Origin of the sequence: Streptomyces diacarni (assembly GCF_003323715.1) — a bacterium.
Taxonomy (GTDB): domain Bacteria; phylum Actinomycetota; class Actinomycetes; order Streptomycetales; family Streptomycetaceae; genus Streptomyces; species Streptomyces diacarni.
Genome location: NZ_QOIN01000036.1, coordinates 127,434 through 147,271 on the forward strand (window position 1 = coordinate 127,434; position 19,838 = coordinate 147,271).

At 68.9% G+C, this 19,838-nt stretch carries 12 protein-coding genes; 9 read left to right on the plus strand and 3 right to left on the minus strand.

Annotated elements, in window-relative coordinates; all coding sequences use genetic code 11:
• Positions 1–79 precede the first annotated feature (79 nt).
• Positions 80–1,609: a helix-turn-helix domain-containing protein gene (locus DTL70_RS09275; RefSeq protein ID WP_114021387.1), complete on the minus strand. Its 1,530-nt coding sequence runs from the start codon at positions 1,607–1,609 to the stop codon at positions 80–82.
• Between the two features lie 198 nt (positions 1,610–1,807).
• On the opposite strand from DTL70_RS09275, the gene DTL70_RS09280 reads away from it, so the two are divergent.
• Entirely contained in the window at positions 1,808–2,266 is a 459-nt protein-coding gene (locus tag DTL70_RS09280; protein ID WP_114021388.1) for a DNA-binding protein, read from the plus strand.
• A 588-nt stretch (positions 2,267–2,854) separates the two neighbouring features.
• Here DTL70_RS09280 and DTL70_RS09285 read toward each other — a convergent pair.
• The gene (locus DTL70_RS09285) at positions 2,855–4,276 is read right to left on the minus strand and encodes an APC family permease (protein ID WP_114021389.1); all 1,422 of its coding nucleotides are present in this window, start codon (positions 4,274–4,276) and stop codon (positions 2,855–2,857) included.
• Between the two features lie 263 nt (positions 4,277–4,539).
• On the opposite strand from DTL70_RS09285, the gene acnA reads away from it, so the two are divergent.
• Complete coding sequence (acnA, locus tag DTL70_RS09290) at positions 4,540–7,299, plus strand: aconitate hydratase AcnA (protein ID WP_114021390.1); 2,760 nt, start codon at positions 4,540–4,542, stop codon at positions 7,297–7,299.
• Between the two features lie 84 nt (positions 7,300–7,383).
• On the opposite strand, the gene DTL70_RS09295 is transcribed toward acnA, so the two are convergent.
• Complete coding sequence (locus tag DTL70_RS09295) at positions 7,384–10,779, minus strand: GH92 family glycosyl hydrolase (protein WP_114021391.1); 3,396 nt, start codon at positions 10,777–10,779, stop codon at positions 7,384–7,386.
• Positions 10,780–11,263: 484 nt separating this feature from the next.
• Here DTL70_RS09295 and ngcE point away from each other — a divergent pair, with 484 nt between their 5' ends.
• From ngcE to DTL70_RS09330, 7 genes are all read left to right on the plus strand, one after another.
• Positions 11,264–12,691, plus strand: coding sequence for an N-acetylglucosamine/diacetylchitobiose ABC transporter substrate-binding protein (ngcE, locus tag DTL70_RS09300; protein WP_114021392.1), 1,428 nt, complete (start codon positions 11,264–11,266; stop codon positions 12,689–12,691).
• A 42-nt stretch (positions 12,692–12,733) separates the two neighbouring features.
• A complete protein-coding gene (locus DTL70_RS09305) occupies positions 12,734–13,789 on the plus strand; it encodes a carbohydrate ABC transporter permease (protein WP_114021393.1) in 1,056 nt (351 codons plus the stop codon).
• 13 nt (positions 13,790–13,802) lie between these two features.
• Positions 13,803–14,780 carry a carbohydrate ABC transporter permease gene (locus DTL70_RS09310; protein WP_114021394.1) on the plus strand — a complete coding sequence of 326 codons (978 nt, stop codon included), beginning with the start codon at positions 13,803–13,805 and terminating at the stop codon, positions 14,778–14,780.
• A 281-nt stretch (positions 14,781–15,061) separates the two neighbouring features.
• Positions 15,062–16,324: an extracellular solute-binding protein gene (locus tag DTL70_RS09315; RefSeq protein ID WP_181860846.1), complete on the plus strand. Its 1,263-nt coding sequence runs from the start codon at positions 15,062–15,064 to the stop codon at positions 16,322–16,324.
• A 46-nt stretch (positions 16,325–16,370) separates the two neighbouring features.
• Positions 16,371–17,321, plus strand: a complete 951-nt coding sequence (locus tag DTL70_RS09320; RefSeq protein ID WP_181860847.1) for a carbohydrate ABC transporter permease — start codon at positions 16,371–16,373, stop codon at positions 17,319–17,321.
• On the plus strand, positions 17,321–18,226 hold the full coding sequence (locus DTL70_RS09325; RefSeq protein ID WP_114021396.1) for a carbohydrate ABC transporter permease: 906 nt from the start codon (positions 17,321–17,323) through the stop codon (positions 18,224–18,226). Before DTL70_RS09320 ends, DTL70_RS09325 begins: the two co-directional genes overlap by 1 nt.
• Before the next feature lie 201 nt (positions 18,227–18,427).
• The gene (locus DTL70_RS09330; protein WP_114021397.1) at positions 18,428–19,615 is read left to right on the plus strand and encodes an ROK family transcriptional regulator; all 1,188 of its coding nucleotides are present in this window, start codon (positions 18,428–18,430) and stop codon (positions 19,613–19,615) included.
• The last annotated feature ends 223 nt before the right edge of the window (positions 19,616–19,838 follow it).

Below are 19,838 nucleotides of genomic sequence, written 5' to 3' on the forward strand. Positions count from 1 at the left end.
ACCGCGGCCGCCGCGCCGCTTCCCGGCCCCGCATGCGCGCAGGGCGGGACGGGGGCGCGGCACCACAGCGCGCGGGCCCTCAGATGTCCCTGAACGTCTCGATCTGCGCGCCCACCTCGTTGAGGCGCTCCGCCAGGTCCTCGTAGCCGCGGTTGATGACGTACACGTTGCGCAGGACCGAGGTGCCCTCCGCCGCCATCATGGCCAGCAGGACGACGACGGCCGGACGCAGTGCGGGCGGGCACATCATCTCGGAGGCGCGCCAGCGGGTGGGGCCCTCGACCAGGACGCGGTGCGGGTCGAGCAACTGGAGCCTGCCGCCGAGCCGGTTGAGGTCGGTCAGGTAGATGGCCCGGTTGTCGTAGACCCAGTCGTGGATGAGGGTCTGACCCTGCGCCGACGCGGCGATCGCGGCGAAGAACGGCACGTTGTCGATGTTGAGGCCGGGGAACGGCATGGGGTGGATCTTGTCGATGGGCGCCTCCAGCTTGGAGGGCCGCACCGTCAGGTCCGTCAGCCTCGTACGCCCGTTGTCGGCCGCGTACTCGGCGCTGCGGTCGAAGTCGAGACCCATCTCCTCCAGGACCGCGAGCTCGATCTCCATGAACTCGGCGGGCACGCGCCGCACCGTCAGCTCCGACTCGGTGACGATGGCGGCGGCCACCAGGCTCATGGCCTCGACCGGGTCCTCCGACGGCGAGTAGTCCACGTCCGTGTCGATGACCGGAACGCCGTGCACCGTCAGCGTGGTGGAGCCGACGCCGTCCACGCGCACACCGAGCTGCTCCAGGAAGAAACACAGGTCCTGGACCATGTAGTTGGACGAGGCGTTGCGGATGACCGTGGCACCCTCGTGCCGGGCGGCGGCCAGCAGCGCGTTCTCGGTGACGGTGTCCCCGCGCTCGGTCAGCACGATCGGGCGCTTGGGCGCGACGCCGGCTTCCACATCGGCGTGGTAGATGCCTTCGGTGGCGGTGACCGCGAGCCCGAAGTGGCGCAGCGCGCTCATGTGCGGCTCGACCGTGCGGGTGCCCAGATCGCAGCCGCCCGCGTAGGGGATGCGGAAGTGGTCCATCCGGTGCAGCAGCGGGCCGAGGAACATGATGATGCTCCGCGTGCGCCGGGCGGCCTCCTGGTCGATCGAGTCGAGATCCAGCTCGGCGGGCGGCACGATCTCCAGGTCCGCGCCGCCGTTGATCCACCGGCACCGCACCCCGATGGAGGAGAGCACCTCCAGGATGCGGTAGACCTCCTCGATCCGGGCGACCCGACGCAGCACCGTGCGGCCGGAGTTGAGGAGCGAGGCACACAGCAGCGCCACGCACGCGTTCTTGCTGGTCTTGACGTCGATGCTGCCGGACAGGCGGCGCCCGCCCACCACGCGCAGATGCATCGGGCCCGAGTACCCCAGCGAGACGATCTCGCTGTCCAGCGCCTCGGAGATCCGGGCGATCATCTCAAGGCTGATGTTCTGGTTGCCGCGCTCGATGCGGTTCACCGCGCTCTGGCTGGTGCCGAGCGCTTCGGCCAGTTGAGACTGCGTCATACCACGGTGCTGACGGGCATCGCGGATCAACTGGCCGATACGGGCGAGGTAGTCGTCGGTCATGCGAGGAGACTATCTCAGATGTGAGATAGCGGCTCACCCGGGGGGTCGTGGCGCACCGGAGCGCCGAGGAACCGCCCGAATGCCACGGCCGGCTTGCGTACGGACCCGGAAGGTTCCAAGCATGCCGGATGTGGCATGTAAACAAAATGTTCACCACGGAGCATTGACAACAGGTGGTGGCTGACGCAGGCTGTTCCCATGACGTCCGTCGACGAACCGCAGCCCACGGGCCAGGACCCCTTCACGCCCCCGCACCCCGACCAGGCCCGGGCCCTGCGCGCACACGCCGCGCTCTTCCGGATCGCCGAGCGGCACGCGGCGACCGAAGCGCAGCGGGCCCGGCAGGCCCACCCCGTCATGCCCGGCGCGCACGAGGCCGTACGGCTGGTCGCCTACCTGCTCAGCGGCGCCGCGAGCGCCCAGGCAGGCGAACCCGCGGTGGACGAGGCGGACATCACCGCGGCGCTCACCCTCGTGCCCCGCGTGCGCGGAGAGCTGGACGAACTGGAAGAAGGCCTGGTGCGGATGGCGCGCGGCCGCGGCATGACCTGGCCGCAGATCGCCTTCGGCCTCGGCCTGGGCACCCCGCAGGCGGCTCGCCAACGCCACGAACGGCTCGCCGAACGGACCCGCTCCGGCGAGCCCGGGGACGCGTAGCGTCCCCGGGTGGGTGGGGGAGCACCACCCGGCCACGCTGGCCGGTCAACCGGTACGCCGCCTGACCGGCCAGGCGAGGGCCGCCCGGTCAACCGGGCGACCACCGGCTCGTCGGTCACCGGCCCGCGGGGCAGCGGTCGGATCACCCGCCCGTCGACGTCTGGCCTGTCGGCGGGGCGGGGCGGGGCCGCCGGTCCGTCCGCCACTGGCCCGTCAGCGAGGGGCCGTCGGTCAAGGGACCGGCCACCGCTTCGTCGGCCAGGACCCGTCGGCCACCGGCAATCGGCGCGGCGCGCCCGTCACCGGTGCGTCGGCCAGGCGCCGTCACCGGCCTGTCGACCAGGGGCCGGGTCACTGGTCCGTCGGTCACCGGCCCGTCAGCGAGGGGCCGTCGGCCAAGGACCGGACACCGGCTCGTCGGCCACCGGTCCCTCGGCGAGGCGCCCGTCACCGGTGCGTCGGCCGGGGGCCGGGCCGCCGGCTCGGCGGTCACGGCCCGGCCGGGGCCGGGCGCCCGTCGGGGCCGGACGCCCATCCGGCGGCGAGGGGCGGCGGCCAGGGGTGGCGGCCCCAACGGCGGCCGGCCGGTCAGTGACCGGCCGAGTCCTCGTGGCGTACCCGCAGCACCAGCTTGTTGACCGCCCACAGGGCGACGCCGATCAGTACGAGGACTCCGGCCCTGATGTAGACGCCGGGCTCGCGGTCGGCCAGTGGGCTGGCGAGGATCAGCGCGGTGACGGCGCCCAGCACGGGGACCGCTGTGGGCGCCCGGAAGTGGTGTTGCTCCACTCGGTCGCGGCGCAGCACCAGGACGGCCACGTTGACGACGGCGAAGACGCACAGCAGCAGGAACGAGGTGGTGTCGCCCAGTCCCGCGATCTCGCCCGTGGACACCAGGCCGACCGCCAGCAGGGTCACGAAGACGATGCCGACGATGGGGGTGCGGCGGCCGGGCAGCACGCGGCCCATGGCGCGGGGCAGGATGCGTTCGTTCGCCATGCCGTAGCACAGCCGCGAGGCCATCATGATGTTGATCAGTGCCGAGTTGGAGACGGCGAACAGGGCGATCACGGCGAACAGTTCGTGGGGGAAGTCGACACCGCCCGCCTTGACCACCTCCAGCAGCGGGCCGCTCGACTTCTCCAGCGTGCTCGTCGGTACGAGCAGTGAGGAGACCAGCGCGACGAGGACGTAGACGGTTCCGGTGACCGCGACGCCGAGGAAGATGCCGCGCGGGAAGGTGCGCTGCGGGTCCACGGTCTCCTCTGCCATGTTGACCGAGTCCTCGAATCCGACGAACGCGAAGAAGCCGAGCGCGGTGGCGCCCAGGACGCCGGAGAAGAGCGCGTAGCCGGTGCCGCCGGTCTCCAGGTCGCTCAGCCGCGCGGGGTCGCCGTCGCCGGAGAGGGCCGCGTAGAGGCCGATGCCGAGGATGATGGCCAGTCCGGTGATCTCGATCAGGGTGAGGACGACGTTCGCCTTCACCGATTCCGAGACGCCGCGCAGGTTCAGTGCCGCGAGGGCGAGCACGAACAGGATCGCCATCAGCGTCGAGGGCAGTGCGCCGTTCGTCAGCTCGTCCAGGTAGTCGCCGCTGAAGGCCAGTGCCGCCGCGCTCGCGGAGGACAGGCCCGAGCACATCACCATGAAGGCGACGATGAAGGTCAGGAAGGGCACCTTGAACGCGCGCTGTGTGTAGAGCGCGGCGCCGGCCGCTTTCGGGTACTTGCCGACCAGCTCCACATACGAGGCGGCGGTCAGCAGTGCGACGACGAAGCCGATCGCGAACGGCAGCCACAGCGCACCGCCGACCTTCCCGGCGACCTTGCCCGTCGTGGCGTAGATCCCGGTGCCCAGGATGTCGCCGATCACGAAGAGGATCAGTAGTTTCGGCCCGATGGCCCGCTTCAGCGCGGGCTCTTCCGGCCGGCCGGGTCCGCGCGGCGCGGGGGCCGCCGGGTTCGTGGAGGACACGGCACCACTGTGCGGCAGGGGGCGCCGCGGGTCCATGGGTCGGACAGGCATCGGCGCGCCGCCGCCGCGGGCGTGTCGGCGAGGTCGGGCGGGGGCACCCGGGGGCAGGCATGACCGGCGCGCGCTCGTGTACTAGAGTTATCTCGACATCGAGATAACTGGCGACGGCAAACGTCGCGGTCGCTGTCGCGAGGCGGCACGGGTGGACGGGTGAGTCAAGTAAGGCTTACCTAACTTCGTGGCTCGCTCACCATAGCGCACCGGCGGCCGATGCACACAAGGCACTGAAGGAGACTGTCGTGTCGGCGAACAGCTTCGACGCCCGCAGCACGCTGCAGGTGGGCGACGAGTCGTACGAAATCTTCAAGCTGGACAAAGTGGACGGCTCCGCCCGGCTGCCCTACAGCCTGAAGGTCCTGCTGGAGAACCTGCTCCGCACCGAGGACGGCGCCAACATCACCGCCGACCACATCCGCGCCCTCGGCAACTGGGACCCGAACGCGCAGCCGAGCCAGGAGATCCAGTTCACCCCGGCCCGCGTCATCATGCAGGACTTCACCGGCGTGCCCTGCGTCGTGGACCTGGCCACCATGCGCGAGGCCGTCAAGGAGCTCGGCGGCGACGCCGACCGCATCAATCCGCTGGCCCCGGCCGAGCTGGTCATCGACCACTCCGTCATCGCCGACACCTTCGGCACCTCCGACGCCTTCAAGAAGAACGTCGAGCTGGAGTACGGCCGCAACCGCGAGCGCTACCAGTTCCTGCGCTGGGGCCAGGGCGCCTTCGACGAGTTCAAGGTCGTCCCGCCCGGCACCGGCATCGTCCACCAGGTCAACATCGAGCACCTGGCCCGCACCGTCATGGTCCGGGGCGGCCAGGCCTACCCCGACACCCTGGTTGGCACCGACTCGCACACCACCATGGTCAACGGCCTCGGTGTCCTGGGCTGGGGCGTCGGCGGCATCGAGGCCGAGGCCGCGATGCTGGGCCAGCCCGTCTCGATGCTCATCCCGCGCGTCGTCGGCTTCAAGCTGACCGGCGAGCTGCCCACCGGCACCACCGCCACCGACCTGGTGCTCACCATCACCGAGATGCTGCGCCACCACGGTGTGGTCGGCAAGTTCGTCGAGTTCTACGGCGAGGGCGTCGCCTCGGTGCCGCTGGCCAACCGCGCCACGATCGGCAACATGTCGCCGGAGTTCGGCTCCACCGCGGCGATCTTCCCGATCGACGACGAGACCATCAACTACCTCAAGCTGACCGGCCGCAGCGCCGAGCAGCTCGCCCTGGTCGAGGCCTACGCCAAGGAACAGGGCCTGTGGCACGACGCGTCCCGCGAGCCGGAGTTCAGCGAGTACCTGGAGCTGGACCTGGCCACGGTCGTCCCCTCCATCGCCGGTCCGAAGCGCCCGCAGGACCGCATCGCGCTCGCCGACGCCGCGCACCAGTTCGGCCTCGACGTGGTCAACTACGTCTCCGAGACCGACACCGACGAGGCGGGCAAGGAGTCCTTCCCCGCCTCCGACGCGCCCGCCGTCTCCAACGGTGTGCCCAGCAAGCCGGTCCAGGTGACGGGCCCCGACGGCGTCACCTACGAGCTGGACCACGGCGCCGTCGCCGTCGCGGCCATCACCTCCTGCACCAACACCTCCAACCCCTACGTCATGGTCGGCGCCGCGCTGCTGGCCAAGAAGGCGGTGGAGAAGGGCCTCACCCGCAAGCCCTGGGTCAAGACCACCCTGGCCCCGGGATCCCAGGTCGTCATGGACTACTACGACCGCGCGGGCCTGACCCCCTACCTGGACAAGCTCGGCTTCAACCTCGTCGGCTACGGCTGCACCACCTGCATCGGCAACTCCGGACCGCTGCCGGACGAGGTCTCCCAGGCCGTCAACGACAACGACCTGGCCGTCGTCTCCGTCCTGTCCGGCAACCGCAACTTCGAGGGCCGGATCAACCCCGACGTCAAGATGAACTACCTGGCGTCCCCGCCGCTGGTGGTCGCCTACGCGCTGGCCGGCTCGATGAAGGTGGACATCACCGAGGACGCCCTGGGCACCGACCAGAACGGCAACCCGGTCTACCTGAAGGACCTGTGGCCCTCCGAGCAGGAGGTCGAGCAGGTCGTCGCCTCCGCCATCGGCCAGGAGATGTTCACCAAGGACTACGCCGACGTCTTCGCCGGCGACGCCCAGTGGCAGGCCCTCCCGGTCCCCACCGGCAACACCTTCGAGTGGGACACCGAGTCCACCTACGTGCGCAAGCCCCCCTACTTCGAGGGCATGGGCATGGAGCCGGCCCCGGTCACCGACATCTCCGGTGCCCGCGTGCTGGCCAAGCTGGGCGACTCGGTCACCACCGACCACATCTCCCCGGCCGGTGCGATCAAGGCCGACACCCCGGCCGGCCAGTACCTCACCGAGCACGGCGTGGCCCGCCGCGACTTCAACAGCTACGGCTCGCGGCGCGGCAACCACGAAGTGATGATCCGCGGCACCTTCGCCAACATCCGCCTGCGGAACCAGATCGCGCCGGGCACCGAGGGCGGCTTCACCCGGGACTTCACCCGGGCGGCCGAAGGCGATGGGGAAGCCCCGGTCTCCTACATCTACGACGCCTCCCAGAACTACCAGGCGCAGGGCACCCCGCTGGTCATCCTCGCGGGCAAGGAGTACGGCTCCGGGTCCTCCCGCGACTGGGCGGCCAAGGGCACCGCACTGCTCGGTGTCCGCGCCGTCATCGCCGAGTCCTACGAGCGCATCCACCGCTCGAACCTCATCGGCATGGGCGTCCTGCCGCTGCAGTTCCCCGAGGGCAGCTCGGCCCTCGACCTCGGCCTGAGCGGCGAGGAGACCTTCACCCTCACCGGCATCACCGCCCTCAACGACGGCGAGATCCCGGCCACGGTCAAGGTCACCACCGACACGGCCCCCGGCGAAGCCGACAACGTCCGCCGTGAGTTCGAGGCGCCCGTCCGCATCGACACCCCCGGAGAGGCGGACTACTACCGCAACGGTGGCATCCTCCAGTACGTCCTCCGCTCCCTGATCCGCGACTGACGTCCCTCCGGACGCCGACCACACACGACGGGCCGCACCCGGGAGGGTGCGGCCCGTCCGTTGGTGGTGCGGGTCGGGGAGCGGTCAGTGGCCGAGGAGTTCGAGTTCCGCGAGGCGGGAGCCCGGCTCGGTCGGTACCAGGCGGTAGCTCGTCCAGTGGCCGGCGTGGCGGAGGGAGAAGACGCGGGTCTGCTTGTCCCAGCTGAAGGTCTCACCCTTGCGCCGGTCCACCGTGTGCCAGGTCTTGCCCCCGTTGCGGGAGCCCTCCAGTTTCCAGCCGGTCGGTGCGTCGGCGTGGTCGTCGGAGGTGAGGGTGTAGGACGTGACGCGGGAGCCCCGCTCGACGGTGACCGGCGCGTCGCCGGCCTCGGCGGCCGTGTCGGAGGTGTCGTCGGTCAGTGGGGAGTTCCCGGGCTCGCTCACGTCGCCCTGCGGGGAGGGCGCCTTGTCGCCCTTGGTGAGGGAGGTCGGTGCCTGGCCGGGTCCGGCGCCCCACTTCGAGGGCTTGGGGCCCATGTCGAACTCCAGGGTGCCGCCCTTGGCCAGCAGCTTGTGCGGCAGCGCCGTGGAGCGCCACTTCTTGCCGTTGACCTTCAGGCCCTGTACGTAGACGTTCTTCGCGCTGTTCTTCGGTGCCTTGATCACCAGGTCCCGGCCGTTCTCCAGGTGCACGGTCGCCTTGGTGAACAGGGGCGAGCCGACGGCGTACTCGGGCGAGCCCATCACCAGGGGGTAGAAGCCCAGGGCGCTGAAGACGTACCAGGCGGACATCTCTCCGTTGTCCTCGTCGCCCGGGTAGCCCTGGCCGATCTCGCTGCCGACGTAGAGCCGGGAGAGGACCTCGCGGACCTTCTCCTGGGTCTTCCAGGGCTGTCCGGCCGCGTCGTACAGGTAGGCGATGTGGTGCGCGGGCTGGTTGCTGTGCCCGTACATGCCCATGCGTACGTCGCGGGCCTCGGTCATCTCGTGGATGACGCCGCCGTAGCTGCCGGCGTACTTCTCCTCGCCCGTCTCGGGGGTGGCGAAGTAGGTGTCCAGCTTCTTGGCGAGGCCGCCGCGGCCGCCGTAGAGGTTGGCGAGGCCGCGGGTGTCCTGGGGTGCGGTGAAGGCGAAGTTCCAGCCGTTGGTCTCGGTGTAGTCGTGGCCCCACACGCGCGGGTCGTACGCGTCGGGGGACAGCCGCCGGGTGCCGTCGGCGTTCCGGCCCTGGAAGAAGTCGATCTTGTCGTCGAAGAGGTGGACGTAGTTGCGGGCGCGCTGGGAGAAGTAGGCGGACTCCTCCTTGTACCGCTTCTTGCCGGTCTTCTTGTAGAGGGCCTTGCCCATCTGGGCGATGCCGAAGTCGTTGAGGTAGCCCTCCAGCGCCCAGGACATGCCTTCCTTGGTGTCGGTGCTGGTGTACCCGAGGAAGGGGGAGGTGTTCATGCCCTTGCGGCCCACACCCGGGTCCGGCGGGGCGACGGTGGCGTTCTTGAGGGCCGCCTCGTAGGCGGCCTCCGCGTCGAAGTCGACGCCTTTGAGATAGGCGTCGGCGAAGGCGACGTCGGAGGAGGTGCCGGTCATCAGGTCGGCGTAGCCGGGCGAGGACCAGCGGGAGACCCAGCCGCCGTCCTTGTACTGCTGCACGAACCCGTCCACCATCTTCCCCGCCGCTTTCGGGGTGAGGAAGGAGTAGGCGGGCCAGGTGGTGCGGTAGGTGTCCCAGAAGCCGTTGTTGACGTAGACCTCTCCGTCGACGATCTTCGAGCCGGTCTCGGTCGGGGTGTCCGGCTTCTCGGCGGGCGAGAAGGGGCTGGCGTACCGGACCGCGGAGCCGACCTTCTCGTGGCCGGCGTTGGGGTAGAGGTAGAGCCGGTAGAGGTTGGAGTAGAGGGTGGTGAGCTGGTCGGGGGTGGCGCCCTCGACCTCGATGACGTCCAGCAGGTCGTCCCACTTGTGCTGCGCCCGGTCCCGGACCTGGTCGAAGGAGCGCGAACTCGGGATCTCGTCGCGCAGGTTGGCCTCGGCCTGCTCGACGCTGATGAGCGAGGTGGCTATGCGCATCGTCACGGTGCGGTCGCTGCCCGGTGCGAAGCGCAGGTAGCCGGCCGCGTCCTTGCTGCCGCCGCCGGACAGTTCGCCCCCGTCGGTGACGGGCGCGTCGAACTCGGCGTGGACGAACATCCGGGTCGCGCCCGTGGACAGTCCGCTCTTGACGTCGGACCAGCCGCTGACGACGCCCCGTTCGGGGTCGAGGGTGAGTCCGGCGTTGTCGTCGACGTTGTCGAAGATCAGGCTGGCGTCCCGCTTGGGGAAGGTGAAGCGCATCATGGCCGCGTGGTCGGTCGGGGTGACCTCGGCCCGCAGCTTGTTCTCGAACGTGACGCCGTAGTAGTGCGGCCGCGCGGTCTCGTTGGCGTGCCGGAAGGGCAGGGCGCGTGCCTCGCGGCCGGCGTCTGGGGTGCCCTTCGCGGTCGAGGGCATCACCTGGAACGTCTGCCGGTCACCCATCCACGGGCTGGGCTCGTGGCTGGCGCTGAAGGCCTGGAGGGAGGGCAGGTTGTCGGCGTTGTTCTGCTGTGCGTAGCTGTACAGCCAGTCCTTGGCGCCCGCGTCGGTCACCGGCGTCCAGAAGTTGAAGCCGTGCGGGACGGCGGTCGCGGGGAAGTTGTTGCCGCGTGAGAACGAGCCGCTGGAGTTGGTGCCGCGAGTGGTGGTGACGTGGTCGGAGAGGTGGTCGGAGGAGTGGGCGGCCGCGGCCGGCTTGCGCGGGGCGATCCGCACGTCGTCGAGCCAGCCGCCGAAGGGCCGGGTGCCGTCCTTCGGGCCGGTGGACGCGTCGTAGCCGAGCAGTACCCGGTCGACGGTCTTGCCTTCGGCGACGCGGCCGATGCGGGCCTCGGTGTTGTTCCACTGGTTGACGTACAGGGTCTTGGAGGCTCCTTGGGCGGCCGGGGTCAGCCGGTTGCCGTGCTGGTCGGCGGCGCGCAGTTCGCTCAGGTAGGTGCCGTCGGTGAAGGCGAGGTCGACGGCCACGTGCGTCGCGGCGTAGCTGCGGTCGCCCTCGGGCATCTCGGGAAAGAGCCGGTAGGAGAGCACCGTGTCGCGGGTGACGGTGACATCGACGTCGAAGACCTTGTTGGTGGCGTGGGCGCGCCCCGCTGCGGAGTGCTCGCCGGCGAAGCGCAGCGCGTGGGTTCCGGTGAAGCCCGCGCCCGTCTTCGCTGTGGGGGACTTCTCGGGGCCCGTGCCGGTGCGGGTGGCGAGTCCGGGCTTGCCTTCGTGGGTGACGTGGTCGGCGCGCGGGGTGCCGTCGGGGCCGGTCTCGACGGTGTCGTTCCAGTCGGGGGCGGGGGTGTCGGGTTCGAAGGAGGAGGCGAACCGGGTGGGGTGCGCTCCGGAGCCGGGGTCGGGGCGGGCGACGGCGCTGGTGGCCTCGATGGTGGAGGTGGCGACCAGGGCGAGGACGAGTGCGACGGCGGTCCTTCGCGCGGCCGTCATACGGGGCGCGGCGCGGAAGCCGGAGGGTCTGCGGCGGCCCGCTCGCCCGTCGGGCGGCGGCCGGTGTCCGGGTCTGTGCCCGGACGGCATACGGAGTCGGAGCAGGGGGCTGTGCGACACACGGACCTCTCAACGGGCCGACAACGTTGTCAGTTGTGATTTTCGACGACCAGTAATGTACGCGAGCCCGCTGGTGTCAAGGGTGCCGGGGCGTCTGAACCGAAGGGGAATTCGGCACAGGTCTCAACTCGGGAAAGATGACGGGCCGGTCCGTTCTTGATCTTGCCCAAATGGCGAAGAGTGGACTATACCTGTCCGCACCTTGAGCGGTACCCGCGCGCGGGAGACCGTACTCCTGGCGCACCATCGCACAACCCGCACCAACCAGCTTGAACTTCACCCGCGGTGTCGGGCCCTTCGCCGGTGGCGAGTTGACGGGAGACCGGTACACCGCCTGAGTCCTGGAGAAGGCGAGGACTTGAGCATGGGAACCACCAACGTCAACCGTCGTGACGTGATGAAGCGGGCCACGGCGGCCGGTCTTCTCGCGGTACCCGCACTCGGGTCGCTGACCTCCTGCGCCACCGGCGGTGGCGAGGAGAACAAGGCCGAAAAGGGAAAGAAGTCCGCCGACAATCCGCTCGCGGTCAAAAAGGACGCCGAACTCCAGGTCTATATCTTCAACGGCGGCTACGACGACAAGTACGCGCGCTACGTCAGCGACATATACGAGAAGAAGTACCCGGACGCGAAGGTCGACCAGAAGAAGACCGAGAAGATCGCCACGCAGACGCAGCCGCGCATCGTGAAGGGCGATCCGCCGGACGTGATCAACAACTCCGGCGCCGACAACATGAACATCCTCTCGCTCGTCCAGAACAAGCAGGCCGCGGACGTGAGCGAGCTGCTGGACGCGCCGAGCTGGGACGACCCGGAGGTGAAGGTCCGCGACACCTTCGTGCCCGGCGTCGTGGAGATGGGGCAGTTCGGCAGCGACGCCGTCTACCAGCTCAACGTCGCGCAGACCGTCTACGGCATCTGGTATTCGGACACCATGCTCAGCAAGACGCTGGAGGTCGAATACCCCAAGACGTGGGACGAGATGCTGGCGGTCTGCAAGACGGCGAAGAAGAAGGGCGTGCACGGCTGGACGTATCCGGCCGGACACCCGCGCTACATGTTCTTCAGCATGTACGCGATGTTCGGACAGGCAGGCGGCCGCAAGCAGCTGGAGGCCATGGACTACCTGGAGCCGAACGCCTGGAAGTCCGACGCGGTCAAGGCCGTCTTCGAGGCCTACGAGGAGCTGCTGGCCAAGAAGTACGTCCTCCAGGGGTTCGACGGCGAGAAGGCGCACATCGAGGCCCAGACCGCCTGGACGAAGGGCAAGGCCGTCTTCATCCCGGACGGCTCCTGGGTGGAGAACGAGGCGAAGCCCACCACGCCGAAGGACTTCGAGATGCGGGTGGGCGCCACCCCGTCCCTCGACAAGGGCGACGCCATGCCGTTCGGCACCCTGTACGCGCCGCCAGGCGAGCCGTTCCTCATCCCCGAGAAGGCCAAGAACAAGCAGGGGGGGATGGAGTGGATGCGGATGATGTACAGCAAGAAGGCCGCACAGAACTTCTTCCGCGAGGTCTCCTCCATGCCCGTGGTCAAGGGCGCCATCGACGGCCTCGACCTGCCCCCGGGCGTCGCCAGCTCGCAGAAGGCCATCAAGGCGGCGGGCGACAACATCGTGATCGCCTTCTTCAAGGAGTGGTACACGGCGCTGTGGAACGAGGAGTTCAACAACGTCGTCGGCTCCTTCATGAACGGTGACTCGTCGGTCAAGGAAGCGATGAACACCATGCAGAAGGCCGCCGACCGGGTCGCCAAGGACCCCGACGTCCACAAGATCAAGAAGGCCTGAGGCAGGGCGTCGGGAACGGGGAGTGGGGGAGAGCGGAGCGGCGTGAGGACTCGGACACGGCCGGACCCGAGCGGGCCGGCGACACAGGGAACGGTCCCGTGGCGGAAACTGCCGCCCGGCGACAAGCTGGCCTTCGCGGTGGCGGTCCTGCTGCCGCCCCGGTTCACCCCGGCACGGGTGCGTGCCGATCGCAGGTACCGGACGCTGGACAAGTACCGGTTCATCGTGGGATTCCTGATCCTGCCGCTGGCCTTCTACGCCGTCTTCGTCATCTCCCCGTTCTTCCAGGCGATCTACTACTCGTTCACCGACTGGGCGGGCGGCGCCACGGCGAACTTCGTCGGCTTCGACAACTACGTGAAGATGTGGAACGACGAAAAGTTCTGGTCATCGGTCCAGACCAGTCTGCTGCTGCTGGTGTTCGTTCCGGTGGTCACGCTCGCGCTCGGCATCTTCTTCGCCTACATGATCACCGCGGGCGGCCGGCACCGCAGGGGAGAGGCCGTCTCCGGGGTCGTCGGCTCCTCGTTCTACAAGGTCGTCTACTTCTTTCCCCAGGTCCTCTCCATCGCGCTGATCGCGGTGGTCTGGCAGCAGGTCTACAGCTCCCGCAGCGGCCTGCTGAACGGGCTGCTGGGCGAGGTGGGCCTCGGCTCCCTCGAACAGCGCTGGCTGGGCGGCGACTACAAGCTGGGCCTGTTCGCCACGATGGCGGTGATCGCCTGGAGCTTCGTCGGGTTCTACGTGGTGCTCTTCTCGGCCGCGATGGGGGCGATCCCCAAGGACATCTACGAGGCGGCGCTGCTGGACGGCGCGGGCCGGGGCGCCACGTTCTTCCGGGTCACGCTGCCCCTGATCTGGGACACCGTGCGCACCGGCTGGATCTACATGGGCATCCAGGCGCTGGACGCCTTCGCCGTCGTCCTGATCATGGTGCCGGGACACGTGCTGAAGGTGACCCCGGTCTACCTGTACGAGCGCTTCCGTGAGGGCCAGTTCGGCTACGCCACGGCCATCGGTGTGGTGCTCCTCGTCCTGAGCATGGCGTTCACGCTCATCGTGATGAGGATCGGCCGCCGTGAGACGATCGAGTACTGAGAAGCGGGTTGCGATGAGTGCCGAACCGATGAGCACGGACGCGGCGGCGGTGGCCGAGAAGGCGGCCGCGGACCCGGCGTCCGGGAGCACCACCCGCCCGCGCGCCGCGGGCGGCGGCAGGGGCGGGAAGGGCGGGAAGGACGCCAGGGGCCTCAAGGGCGGCGAGAGCCGCACCCTGAACGCCTTCTCGCACGGCTTCCTGGTCCTGTGGGTGATCATGGCGGCGGGCCCGCTGGTCTGGGTGGCGCTGACCGCCTTCCGGCCGACGGCGGACTACCTGGGCGACCCGATGGGTCTGCCCACCTCGCTGCACTGGGAGAACTTCGTCAACGCCTGGACCGAGGCGAAGGTGGGCCGCTACGCGCTCAACTCGGTCATCATCCTGGCGGGCTCGCTCACGGGCACCATGCTGCTCGGCTCGATGGCCGCCTACGTGATCGCCCGCTTCACCTTTCCCGGCAACCGGTTCATCTTCCTGCTGTTCGCCGGCGGAATGATGTTCCCGGTGATCCTGGCGCTGATCCCGCTGTTCACGATCATGGACAACTTGTCCCTGCTGGACACCCGTCCCGGGCTGATCATCGCGTACATCGCCTATTCGCTGCCGTTCACCACCTTCTTCCTCACCTCGTTCTTCCGGACGCTGCCCAGCGGGGTGCAGGAAGCGGCGATGATCGACGGGGCCTCGCACACCCGGACGTTTTTCCAGGTCATGCTCCCCATGGCGAAGCCGGGCCTGGTCAGCATCGGCATCTTCAACTTCCTCGGGCAGTGGAACCAGTACCTGCTCCCGCTGCTGCTCAACAACGACGACGAGAACAACTACGTGCTGCCCCAGGGGCTCGCGGCGCTGACCGTCTCCCAGGGGTACGCGGGCGACTGGGGCGCGCTGTTCGCGGGGCTGACCCTGGCCATGGTGCCGGTGCTCGTCGTCTACGCGGTTTTCCAGCGCCAGGTGCAGGCGGGGCTGACCGCGGGCGCGATCAAATAGGCACTATCGCGGTCGCGAACCGGGTGGGCGGCCCGGAGGCCGGGGGGAAACGCGCCGGTCAAACTACCCGCCCACAGCGGTGATTTCAGGTTGGCCACGAAAGTGGCCTAGACCTGTCGAGGCGGAATCCGCCATGGATAGTCTGCGCCGTGACTGCTGCGGGATCACCTTTCCGGGCGGTCGGGGCTCCTCGCCCGAGCGTTGCGTGGGGGACCGGGTGGCGCCCGGTGCGACGCATCACCTGCGAGCAAGTCGACACCGATGTCGAAGGGTTGAGCAACATGAACAAAAGAGCAGTGGCGGCCGGCGCCGCAGCGCTCGCCATGGCACTGAGCGTGACCGCCTGCGGCGGTGACAGCGGGAGCTCCGGGGACAAGAACACCCTCAAACTGGTGGCTGCCGACTACGGCGACAAGAAGTCCAACGCCTCGAAGGTCTACTGGGACTCGGTGGTCAAGGACTTCGAGAAGCAGAACAAGGACATCAAGGTCGAGGTCCAGGTCATCAACTGGAACGACATCGACAAGCAGGTCAAGACGATGATCCAGAGCGGCAACGTGCCGGATCTGCTGCAGACCGGCGGCTACGCCGACAAGGTCGCCGACGACCTGCTCTACAAGGCCGACGAGGTCCTCTCGCCCAAGACGAAGAAGAACCTCATCCCGTCGTTCGCCGAGGCCGGCGAGGTGGACGGCACCCAGTACGGCATCCCGTGGGTCTCCTCCACCCGCGTGCTGTTCTACAACAAGGAGGTCTTCAAGAAGGCGGGCATCAAGACGCCGCCCAAGACCTGGGACGAGCTGGCCGAGGCCGCCGAGAAGATCAAGAAGTCGAAGGCGGCCGACACCCCCTACGCGCTCCCGCTGGGCCCCGAGGAGGCGCAGGGCGAGTCGCTGATCTGGGAGCTGGGCAACGGCGGTGGCTACACCGACTCCAGCGGCAAGTACACCCTCGACAGCAAGAAGAACGTCGAGACCTTCGACTGGCTCCAGGACAACCTGGTCAAGCCGGGCCTGACGTACTCCAACCCGGCCTCAACCGACCGCAAGACGGCCTTCGCCGACTTCGCCGCGGGCAAGGCGGGCATGCTCAACGGCCACCCGAGCCTCGTTCAGATGGCGAAGGCGGGCAAGGTGGACTACGGGGTCACCACCATCCCGGGCAAGGACGGGCCGCTCAAGACGACCCTGGGCGTCGCCGACTGGATGATGGCCTTCAAGGACGGCGGCAAGCAGGAGCAGATAAAGAAGTTCCTCGACTTCGTGTACTCGAAGAAGATGCTGAAGTTCGACGAGATGTACAACTTCATGCCCGTCACCAAGGACGCGCTGGAGACGATGCAGTCGAACGGCAAGCACAAGGACCTCCAGCCCTTCTTCGACGAGCTGGACGGCGCGCGGTTCTACCCGCTGGGCGACCCCGCCTGGGACATCGTCTCCGCCGAGATGAAGAAGACCGGCGGCAAGGCGGCCAAGGAGGACCCGAAGAAGATCCTCGGGGACCTGCAGAAGAAGGCGGAGGAAGCGGCGGCGAACACCAAGTAGGCCGCCCGACGCCCCACTTCGCCCCTCCGTACCGCAAGGAGACCCCGTGTCATTGAAGGCCCCGCCGTCCCCGGCCAGCAGGAGCCGGGGGCGGGGCGGGCAGTCGGCCAGGCCGGTCCGCCGCTCGCGCGGCGGGCTGGCCCGGCTCGGCCCGCTTCCCTGGATAGCCCCGGTCGTCCTGCTCATCCTCGCCGTCGTCGTGTGGCCCATCGTCGAGCTGATCAGGACCTCGTTCCAGAACATCAGCATCTCGGGGGTCGTGCGGGGCTCGGCCGGCACCGAGAAATACGAGAAGCTCTTCGACGAGTCCGGCTTCGGGCACGTCATCGGCTACACCGTCCTGTGGACGGTCGTGGTCGTCAGCGTCACCATGCTGGTGTCGCTGGGCCTGGCCCAGCTGTTCAACCAGCGCTTCCCGGGGCGCAGCGTCACCCGATGGGCGCTCATCGCGCCCTGGGCGGCCTCGGTCCTGATGACCGCCATCGGCTTCAAGTGGATGCTCAACCAGACCGCCGGTGTGCTCAACACGGTGATGCTGGACCTGGGCATCATCGACAAGTCAACGGACTGGCTGGGCTCCCAGTCCACCGCCTGGCCCTGGATGATGTTCGTGGCGGTCTTCGTCTCGCTGCCCTTCACCACCTACACCCTGCTGGCGGGGCTCCAGACGATCCCGGGCGATGTGTACGAGGCGGCCCGCATCGACGGTGCGGGTCCCTGGCAGACCTACCGGAGCATCACCCTGCCCCTGCTGCGCCCCGCGTTCCTCGTCGGTGTGGTCATCAACCTCATCAACGTCTTCAACTCGTTCCCGATCATCTGGGCGATGACGCAGGGCGGCCCGGGCAGCGACACCTCGACGACCACCGTGTTCATGTACAAGCTCAAGGAGACGGACATCGCCGAGTCGGCGGCGATGTCGGTGGTCAACTTCGCCATGGTCGTCGTGCTCGTGCTGCTCTTCCTCAAGGTCAGCCGGTGGAACGAGGAGGACTGATGGCGACCGCAACACAGACCGCCGGGCCCGGGCCCGTCAAGGAGGGGCCCGCGGGGCCCGCCAAGCGCACCGTGCGCCCGCCCAGGCGCGGCTTCCGGCCGCGCAGCCTGGTGATCGCCGCCTTCGCGTGGCTGCTCGCCGCGCTGTTCCTGGCGCCGTACCTGGAGATGATCGTCACGGCGCTGCGGCCCGCCGACGAACTGCGTGACCGCACCTACCTGCCCGACAAGCTGGACTGGTCGAACTTCATCGAGGTCTGGCGCGAGTCCTCGCTCGGGAACAACCTCCAGGTCACCCTGTTGGTGGCGGGCGGCTCCACGCTGCTGGTGCTGCTCGTCTCGCTGCCGGCCGCGTACTACACGGCGCGGATGAAGTTCAGGGGCCGCAAGTGGTTCCTGCTGCTGGTGCTGGTCACCCAGATGTTCCAGCCGACCGCCCTGCTGGTGGGTCTCTACCGCGAGTTCTACCAGCTGGACATGCTCAACTCGGTCTGGACGCTGATCCTCACCAACGCCGCGTTCAACCTCGCCTTCGCCGTGTGGATCCTCACCGCCTACATCGGGTCCATCCCGCAGGAGCTGGAGGAGGCGGCGATGGTGGACGGCACCAGCCGCTTCGGGGCGATGACGCGGGTGACGCTTCCGCTGGCACTGCCCGGCGTCGTCACGGCCGTGATCTTCACCTTCATCTCGGCCTGGAACGAGTTCGTGATGGGTCTGACCCTCTCCACGGAGCCGGACAAGCAGCCGCTGACGGTCGGCATCAACAACTTCATCGGCGCCTACACGGTGCAGTGGAACTACCTGTTCGCCGCCTCCGTCGTCGCCATCGTCCCGGTGATCATCCTGTTCGCGTTCATCGAGCGGCACGTGGTCTCCGGGCTGACGGCGGGCTCCGTCAAGTGAGGTGAGCACCGCTGCGACGGCCCCGAGCCCGGGTCCCCGGCCACCGGCCGGGGACCCGGCGCGTTGAGCCCGCTCACCTCCGTATGATGAGGCACAAATGAGCGCCGACCGCTGCCGGCTCGATCGAAGGACTTGACGGGGAGGACCGCCGGGGCTCTTCTTGGGGTTCAGATGTTGGAGACAAGCGGGGAGTGAACAGTGGTGGAGACTCCGGGGTCGCAGTCCTCGCTGCACCGGGCGAATCTGGAGCGCGTCGTGCGGGCCGTACGGATGGCGGGCTCGCTCACCCAGGCGGAGATCGCCCGCAGTACGGGGCTGTCCGCCGCGACCGTCTCCAACATCGTCCGTGAGCTCAAGGACGCCGGAACCGTCGAGGTCACCCCCACCTCCTCCGGCGGCAGGCGGGCCCGCGCCGTCTCCCTCAGCGCCGACGCGGGCATCGTCGTCGGCGTCGACTTCGGCCACTCGCACCTGCGCGTCGCCGTCGGCAACCTGGCGCACACCGTACTGGCCGAGGACGCCGAGCCCATCGACGTCGACGCCTCGGCGGGAGAGGGCTTCGACCGCGCCGAGCGGCTGGTGCGGCGGCTGGTCGCCGAGAGCGGGATCAGCCCGGGCAAGGTCATCGGCATCGGCCTGGGCGTCCCGGGGCCGATCGACATCGAGACGGGCGTGCTGGGCTCCACCGCGATCCTGCCGGGATGGGCCGGCACCAACCCGCGCGACGAGCTCGCCACGCGGATCGGCGTGCCCGTCTACGTCGACAACGACGCCAACCTCGGTGCCCTCGGCGAGCAGGTGTGGGGCGCGGGGCACGGCGCCGGTGACCTGGCCTACATCAAGGTCGCCAGCGGCGTCGGCGCCGGACTGGTCATCAACGGCCGGATCTACCGCGGCCCGGGCGGCACGGCGGGCGAGATCGGCCACATCACGCTGGACGAGTCGGGCCCCGTCTGCCGCTGCGGCAACCGCGGCTGCCTCGAGACCTTCACCGCGGCCCGGTACGTGCTGCCGCTGCTGCACTCCAGCCACGGCACCGACCTGACCATGGCGCGGGTGGTGCGGCTGGCCGGCGAGGGCGACCCCGGCTGCCGGCGCGTCGTCGCCGACATCGGCCGCCACATCGGCAGCGGGGTGGCCAGCCTCTGCAACCTTCTCAACCCCTCACGGGTCGTGCTGGGCGGAGACCTGGCCGAGGCCGGAGACCTGGTGCTGGACCCGGTGCGGGACTCGGTGGCGCGCTACGCGATCCCCAGCGCGGCACGGCAGTTGACGGTGGCGCCCGGCGAACTCGACAGCCGCGCCGAGGTGTTGGGCGCGCTCGCTCTGGTGCTCAACGAGATGGGTGACACCACACTGGTGGACGCGGCAGCCTCGGCCGCGGCCTGAGCCCTGGGGGTCCTGTCGAGGCCTCGCCGCTGAGGCCCTGCGGTCCTGCGGCGTTGCGCGGTGCGGGCTCGTTGTGGCCGGCCGCGCAGTGCCCCGTACCCCTTACGGGGCGCCCCCTCCGGTCGTTCTGTGGCTTTCTGTTTTCAATGGATGGCATCGTTGTCATCTCGTTAAGGATTTTCTTATTGACCGGTGTGACGGCGGCGAGTTGACTTCCGGCTAC

Bases quoted from the DNA above. Each gene is read 5' to 3' on its own strand.
- DTL70_RS09275 (WP_114021387.1), bottom strand. From the start codon at position 1,609: ATGACCGACGACTACCTCGCCCGTATCGGCCAGTTGATCCGCGATGCC.
- DTL70_RS09280 (WP_114021388.1), top strand. From the start codon at position 1,808: ATGACGTCCGTCGACGAACCGCAGCCCACGGGCCAGGACCCCTTCACG.
- DTL70_RS09285 (WP_114021389.1), bottom strand. From the start codon at position 4,276: ATGGACCCGCGGCGCCCCCTGCCGCACAGTGGTGCCGTGTCCTCCACG.
- DTL70_RS09295 (WP_114021391.1), bottom strand. From the start codon at position 10,779: ATGACGGCCGCGCGAAGGACCGCCGTCGCACTCGTCCTCGCCCTGGTC.
- ngcE (WP_114021392.1), top strand. From the start codon at position 11,264: ATGGGAACCACCAACGTCAACCGTCGTGACGTGATGAAGCGGGCCACG.
- DTL70_RS09310 (WP_114021394.1), top strand. From the start codon at position 13,803: ATGAGTGCCGAACCGATGAGCACGGACGCGGCGGCGGTGGCCGAGAAG.
- DTL70_RS09315 (WP_181860846.1), top strand. From the start codon at position 15,062: ATGAACAAAAGAGCAGTGGCGGCCGGCGCCGCAGCGCTCGCCATGGCA.
- DTL70_RS09325 (WP_114021396.1), top strand. From the start codon at position 17,321: ATGGCGACCGCAACACAGACCGCCGGGCCCGGGCCCGTCAAGGAGGGG.